The organism is Citreimonas sp., from assembly GCF_042096055.1.
In the GTDB taxonomy this organism is placed as follows: Bacteria; Pseudomonadota; Alphaproteobacteria; order Rhodobacterales; family Rhodobacteraceae; genus Citreimonas.
On sequence record NZ_JBELMH010000012.1, the window covers coordinates 50,306 to 56,608 of the forward strand.

Annotated in this window: 7 protein-coding genes; 1 reads left to right on the plus strand and 6 read right to left on the minus strand. The window is 70.5% G+C overall.

All coding sequences use genetic code 11. The annotated features are described in order from the left end of the window. From ACFDTC_RS04985 to mgtE, 3 genes are all read right to left on the minus strand, one after another. Nucleotides 1–506, minus strand: a 506-nt coding sequence (locus ACFDTC_RS04985) for a DUF2799 domain-containing protein (RefSeq protein ID WP_375257767.1), incomplete at its 3' end; no start/stop codon positions are given. 53 nt (nucleotides 507–559) lie between these two features. Then, a complete protein-coding gene (locus ACFDTC_RS04990) occupies nucleotides 560–1,132 on the minus strand; it encodes a 5-formyltetrahydrofolate cyclo-ligase (protein WP_375257768.1) in 573 nt (190 codons plus the stop codon). Beyond that, on the minus strand, nucleotides 1,133–2,524 hold the full coding sequence (gene mgtE, locus ACFDTC_RS04995) for a magnesium transporter (protein ID WP_375257769.1): 1,392 nt from the start codon (nucleotides 2,522–2,524) through the stop codon (nucleotides 1,133–1,135). Between the two features lie 135 nt (nucleotides 2,525–2,659). Here mgtE and guaD point away from each other — a divergent pair, with 135 nt between their 5' ends. After that, the gene (gene guaD / locus ACFDTC_RS05000; protein WP_375257770.1) at nucleotides 2,660–3,952 is read left to right on the plus strand and encodes a guanine deaminase; all 1,293 of its coding nucleotides are present in this window, start codon (nucleotides 2,660–2,662) and stop codon (nucleotides 3,950–3,952) included. Between the two features lie 3 nt (nucleotides 3,953–3,955). On the opposite strand, the gene ACFDTC_RS05005 is transcribed toward guaD, so the two are convergent. The 3 genes from ACFDTC_RS05005 to ACFDTC_RS05015 form a co-directional block, all read right to left on the minus strand. Further along, nucleotides 3,956–4,435 carry a CAP domain-containing protein gene (locus ACFDTC_RS05005; protein WP_375257771.1) on the minus strand — a complete coding sequence of 160 codons (480 nt, stop codon included), beginning with the start codon at nucleotides 4,433–4,435 and terminating at the stop codon, nucleotides 3,956–3,958. Nucleotides 4,436–4,598: 163 nt separating this feature from the next. Continuing rightward, nucleotides 4,599–5,402 carry a histidinol-phosphatase gene (hisN, locus tag ACFDTC_RS05010; protein ID WP_375257772.1) on the minus strand — a complete coding sequence of 268 codons (804 nt, stop codon included), beginning with the start codon at nucleotides 5,400–5,402 and terminating at the stop codon, nucleotides 4,599–4,601. A 52-nt stretch (nucleotides 5,403–5,454) separates the two neighbouring features. Continuing rightward, entirely contained in the window at nucleotides 5,455–5,832 is a 378-nt protein-coding gene (locus ACFDTC_RS05015) for a helix-turn-helix domain-containing protein (RefSeq protein WP_375257773.1), read from the minus strand. Between the last annotated feature and the right edge of the window lie 471 nt (nucleotides 5,833–6,303).

The window sequence follows — 6,303 nt, forward strand, 5'->3', positions numbered from 1 at the left end:
GCCGCGCGCCGCGCCTCGAGCATGGTGCGGCGCAGCTGGATGAAGTTCAGCCGCGACGCCAGCGTCGCCCGCGCGGTCCGGTCGTCCGAATCGACGAGATGCGCGCGGACATCGTCCGCCTCGCGCATGAGGTCGCGGATCTCTTCGGTCAGGCGGTAATAGCGCCAGCCCCGGTCGTGCGCGCGGTCGAGCGCGGGCAGCGACGCGGCCGGGCAGACCGGCGACAGGCGCCGGCCCGAGCGGCCGACGTCGTAGGCGTTGTCGGGCGTGCAATAGGCGCGCAGGCCCGCTTGGCGGCCGCGCTCCCACGCCGCGCGGTCGGGGGTGACACCGGTCTCGTCGCAGGCCTTGTAGTGGTTGACGATGTAGTCGGCGGTGCGCCCGGCGCGGCCGTCGCGCTGGCCGATCTCTTCCCAGTTGCCGGCGAGGCATTCCTGCTCGCTCAGCGAGGCGCAGGAAGCGAGCGCCATCAGAAGTGCCAAGGCGGCGATGAGGCGAAGGAACACGGGCGCGGACTCCTGCAAATATGCATGCAGACTGCGCCCGGCCGCGCGGTCCGTCAACGGTGACGCAAGGGCTGCGGCGTGAGGATGCCGGCCTCGGTCACGATCATGTCGAGCGGCTGGTCGGTGGGCTCAAGCGGCAGGTCGTTCGTTTCCTGCGCGGCGAAGGCGAAGCCGATGGCGGCGCGCGGCCCGCGCGCCCGCAATTCGGCCAGCGTGCGGTCGTAGTAGCCGCCGCCATAGCCCAGCCGGTTGCCCGCCCGGTCGAAGGCCAGCAGCGGCACGATCAGCACGTCCGGCTCGACGTAGTCGGGATCGGCGGGGATCTGGGCGCCGAAGGGGCCGGCGACCAGAGGGGTGTCGGGCGTCCAGCGGGCGAAGCGCAACGGCAGGCCGCGCCCCTCGATCACCGGCACGCAGACCGGGCCGTCGCGCGCGGCGCGCGCCATCGCGGGGCGGGGGTCGATCTCGGTCCGGATGGGCAGGAAGCCCGAGACGCAGGCACCACGATGGCGGTCGAGCACGTCCGCCAGCGCCGCCCAGGCGTCCGGCGGCGCCGCCGCGAAGGCGGCCTTGCGCCGGGCGAAGGCCGCCTTGCGCGCCGTGTCCTTCAGCGCCTCGATGTTCATCTAGAGCAGCACCGCCGAGGCGAGGCCGAGGAAGGCGAAGAACCCGACCACGTCGGTGACCGTGGTCACAAAGGTGCCCGCCGCCAGCGCCGGGTCGACGCCGGCCTTTTCCAGCACCACGGGAATGACGATGCCCGACAGGCCCGCCACCACGAGGTTGATCACCATCGCCGCCGCGATCACCGCGCCCAGAAGCGGCGAGCCGAACCAGATCAGACCGACGATGCCCATGATCACCGCGAAGCCGAGGCCGTTCAGCAGGCCCACGGCGACCTCGCGCCGGACGACGCGGAACATGTTCGAGCCCGTGAGGTCGCGCGTGGCCAGCGCACGCACCGCCACGGTCAGGCTTTGCGTGCCCGCGTTGCCGCCCATCGACGCGACGATCGGCATCAGCACCGCCAGCGCCACGATCTCGGCGATGGCCGCCTCGAACTGCGCGATCACGAGGCTTGCCAGCACCGCCGTCAGCAGGTTCACGCCCAGCCAGGGAAAGCGCCGCCGCGTGGTCGCCAGGATCGTGTCCGACAGGCGGCTTTCCTCGTCGACGCCGGCGAGGCGCAGGATGTCCTCTTCGTTCTCTTCCTCGAGCACCGCCATCGCGTCGTCGATGGTGATGACGCCGACGAGGCGCTCGGTCTCGTCCACCACGGGCGCCGAGATCAGGTGGTACTGGTTGAACGCGTAGGCCACGTCGCCCTCGTCCTGCAGGACGGGGATGATGCGGAAATCGTCCGAGGCGATGGTGCGCAGCGCGACGCCGCGGCTGGACCCCATCAGCTTGCCCAGCGCGACCTTGCCCACCGGGCGCAGTTTCGGGTCGACCAGGAAGATGTGGTAGAACTGCTCGGGCAGGTCGTCCGAGGCGCGCAGGTAGTCGATCGCCTCGCCCACGGTCCAGTGCTCGGGCGCCATCACGACCTCGCGCTGCATCAGGCGGCCGGCCGAGTAGTCCGGGTAGGTCAGCGATTGCTGCACCGCCGCGCGGTCGCTCGCGGCGAGCGCGCCGAGGATCGCGTCGCGCTGCTCGGAGTCGAGGTCCTCGAGCAGGTCGACCACGTCGTCGCTGTCGAGATCGCGCACCGCCTCGGCCAGGACCTGCGGGTTGATGACGCCCAGCAGTTCCTCGCGGATGGTCTCGTCGAGTTCCGACAGGATGTCGCCGTCGAACTCGCGCCCGTAAAGCTCGATGAAGCGGACGCGGTCGCCCTGCTCGATCTGTTCGAGAAGGTCGGCGATGTCGGCCGGGTGCAACGGCTCCATGAGCGCGACGAGCTGGTCGCGGTCGCCGTCCTCGATCGCCTGCAGCACCTGCAGGACGGACTTGCGGTCAAGCGCGTAGGCGTCTTCGGGATCGGGATCGGGCGTCAGGATCTCGGACTCGTCCAGCATCACCGCTCTCCATTCGCTTGCCGCTGCCTCGTCCTGATTCTAGGGCAGTGCGGCGGCAGGTAAAACCACATTCGCCAAGGCGTTGTGGCGGCCGCTGCGCGGGATTACCCTGACGCGTTGCAACCGGAGATGAGCGTGACCGATACAATCCTGCACCTGGGCCAGACGATCCGGTTCGACGGCGACGCGCTGCGCGAGGGGCCTTCGGCTGCGCGCCACGAGCGCCGCGGCGGCATCGCGGTGCGCGACGGCCGAATCGTGGCCGCGGGGCCGGCCGAGACGCTGCGCGAGGAGCACCCGGGCGCGCGGGTCGAGGACCATGGCGAGGGCCTGATCCTTCCCGGCTTCGTCGACGCGCACGCGCATTACCCGCAGACCGGCATCATCGCGAGCTGGGGCAAGCGGCTGATCGACTGGCTGGAAACCTACACCTTCCCCGAGGAAATGCGCTTTGCCGATCCGGCCTATGCCGCCGACGTGGCGGGGCGCTACCTCGACCTGCTGATCGACCACGGCACGACCAGCGTGTGCAGCTTCTGCACGATCCACACCGCCTCGGTCGAGGCGTTCTTCGCGGCCGCCGAGGCGCGCGGCATGCGCGTCGCCGCCGGCAAGACCTGCATGGACCGCAACGCGCCCGACGGCCTGCGCGACACCGCGCAATCCGCCTACGACGATTCCGCCGCGCTGCTGGCGCGCTGGCACGGGCGGGGACGCGCCGACTACGTCATCACGCCGCGCTTCTCGCCCACCTCGACGCCCGAGCAGCTGGCGGCGATGGGCGCGCTCTGGGCCGAGAACCCCGGCTGCCTTATGCAGACCCACCTGTCGGAGCAGACCGACGAGATTGCCTGGGTGAAATCCCTGTTCCCGGACGCGCGCGACTACCTCGACACCTACGAAGCCTTCGGCCTGCTGGGCGCGCGCGGGCTTTACGGCCACGCCATCCACCTCGAGCCGCGCGAGCGCGACCGCCTGCGCGAGAGCGGGGCCGCGCTGATCCATTGCCCGACCTCGAACACCTTCATCGGCTCGGGGCTCTTCGACCTCGCCGGCCTCGCCGCCCAGGGCCAGCGCATCGGGCTGGCGACCGACACCGGCGGCGGGTCGTCGTTTTCGATGCTGCGGACGATGGCGGCGGCCTACGAGATCGGTCAGCTGCGCGGCACCCCGCCGCACCCGGCGCAGCTGCTGTGGCTGGCGACCGAGGGCTCGGCCCGCGCGATGCACATGGCCGACCGCGTGGGCGGGCTGGAGCCGGGGCGCGAGGCAGATTTCGTCGTGCTCGACCTCGCCTCGACCCCCGCCATCGCGCAGGCCGCGACGCGCGCCGAGAATGTCTGGCAGGCGCTGTTCCCGACGATCATGCTGGGCGACGACCGCGCGGTCGCCGGCACCTGGGTGATGGGAAAGCGCCTGAAGGGCTAGGCCTCAGCAGCCGGGCCGGCCCAGCACCAGCACCCAGATGTCGCCCTCGGCCCGCGCCAGCCCGTAGCGCGTGTGCTTGGGCGAGACCATGTTGCGATAGTGCCCGGGCGAGACGCGCCAGCTGGCCAGCGTCTGCGCCAGCGACGTCTGCCCCATGGCGAGGTTCTCGGCGACCGAGCAGTAGTTGAAGCCGGCCTGCTTCGCGCGCTGGCCGATCCGGCTGCCGTCCGAGCCGCGATGCGCGAAGAAGCCGTTCCGCGCCATGTCGAGCGCGTGGCCCTGCGCGACCCGCGTCAGCACCTCGGACTGCACGACCGGATGCACGCCCGCCTCGGTGCGGTAGGCGTTCAGCGCCGTCGTCTCGGCCGGTGCGTCGCGGCTGACGGTCTGCACCGGCTCGGGCGGCTCGCCGTAGGTGATGGTGACGGGCACGGGCACGCAGGCGGTGCACAGCAGCGACGCTGTCAGGACCAGGGTTCGCACCGGGGGTCTCCTTCGATGATCCGGGGCCGCCGGCATGGACCGGGCGGCCGTGTCGTGTCGGGTTTGGCAAAGCTTATGCGTGCGCGAAACGATCAAAATCAACCCTAGCGTGCGGATGAGCGCGGACAAGCGCGGCGATCCGCCGCCACACAGAGCTCGATGCCTATTCCGCCGCCAACAGCGCCAACGCCTGCGCATGAAGGTCGCGGTTTGCGGCGGCGATCACCTGGCCGCCCTCGCGGGCCGGGCCGCCCTGCCAGTCGGTGACGATGCCGCCCGCCGCCTCGACAACCGCCAGCGGCGCGTGGATGTCGTAGGCCTGCAAACCCGCCTCGATCACCAGGTCGATCTGCCCGGCGGCCAACAGCGCGTAGGCGTAGCAATCCATGCCGTAGCGCACCAGCTTCGCGCGCCCGGCCACCCGGCCGAAGGCCGCGCGCTCATCCGCCGATCCGATTTCGGGGAAGGTGGTGAACAGCACCGCGTCGGACAGGTCCCGCGTGGCCCGCGTGCCGAGCGCGCCGCCGCCATGCGGGCCGCGCCAGCGCGCCTCGCCCAGCCCGCCCCAGAAGCGTTCCTGCGTGTAGGGCTGGTCGATGATGCCGAATTCGGGGCCCTCGGCGCCGCCGACCGCGATCAGCACGCCCCAGGTGGGCGTGCCGGCCATGAAGCCGCGCGTGCCGTCGATCGGGTCCAGCACCCAGGTCAGGCCGCTGCCGCCCGCCTTGGCGCCGAATTCCTCGCCCAGGATCGCGTCGTCGGGCCGGCGCTGCGCGAGAAGGTCGCGCATCGCGCGCTCGGCCGCGCGGTCGGCGGCGGTGACGGGATCGAAGCCGCCCGCCCCCTTGTCCTCGACCGCCAGGGCCGCGGCGCGGAAATGCGGAAGGATCGCCCGGCCCGCCGCATCGGCCAGCGCGTGCGCCGTCTCGACCAGATCGGACCGCAGGGTCTGCTGGCTGTTCGTCATCGGAAGGTCCCCGCCCGTGTCGGGCAAGGGCTAACGCGGAGGCGCCGCGGGCTCAAGCCACGTCGGACAGCACCCGCGCAAGGTCGAAGAGGCGCCGGCGCTGGTTTTCCGGGATCGCGTAGTACGACCGCACCAGATCCAGCGCTTCCTTGTCGGCGAGGATGTCCGCCGGCACGTTGTCCTGGCCATGCGCCGCCTTGGCGTTCTCGGCTTCCTCGATCCCCTCGAAGAAGGCGCTGACGGGCGTGTCCAGCGCCTCGGCGATGTCCCACAGGCGCGAGGCCGAGACGCGGTTCGCGCCGGTTTCGTACTTCTGGATCTGCTGGAACTTGATCCCGACCTTGCCGGCCAGTTGTTGCTGGGTCATGCCGATCAGCCAACGCCGCTGCCTGATTTTCTTGCCAACATGAACATCGACCGGATGCGCCATGAATCACTTCCTCGTGTAAAAATTGCCTCAGACGTTAGCACCCCGCCGCCTCGGTACAAGGGAAAGGGCACGCGACACGGACCGCTTCGCCGGGGAAAGACCGCCTATACATAGCCCGGCACCCGGTTTCAGATCAACCCAAGGTATCGCCTTCCCCAAGAGTATCAACTTAAAAAGAAACTCATTTTTGATCCGGTACGTTACGGCATTTTCACCCCTCGGGCGGGCCGGTTGCCGCCGCCGCACGAGCCCCGGTTTGACACCGGCGGGCCGATTTGCCCAGATGCCCGCGCACCAGTTCGGAGACGGTCATGCGCGCCTACCAGGTCACCTCGTTCGACGCCCCGCCCCGCTTGGCCGAGATCGCCATGCCCGAACCCGCCGCGGGCGAAATCCGGGTGAGGATCGCGGCCTGCGGGCTGAACTTCGCCGACCTGCTGATGATGAAGGGCGAATACCAGGACACGCCCG

What these genes read in the sequence shown, in the direction of transcription:
- ACFDTC_RS04990 (WP_375257768.1), bottom strand. Translation starts at nt 1,132, where the DNA reads ATGAACATCGAGGCGCTGAAGGACACGGCGCGCAAGGCGGCCTTCGCC.
- ACFDTC_RS05015 (WP_375257773.1), bottom strand. Translation starts at nt 5,832, where the DNA reads ATGGCGCATCCGGTCGATGTTCATGTTGGCAAGAAAATCAGGCAGCGG.
- mgtE (WP_375257769.1), bottom strand. Translation starts at nt 2,524, where the DNA reads ATGCTGGACGAGTCCGAGATCCTGACGCCCGATCCCGATCCCGAAGAC.
- hisN (WP_375257772.1), bottom strand. Translation starts at nt 5,402, where the DNA reads ATGACGAACAGCCAGCAGACCCTGCGGTCCGATCTGGTCGAGACGGCG.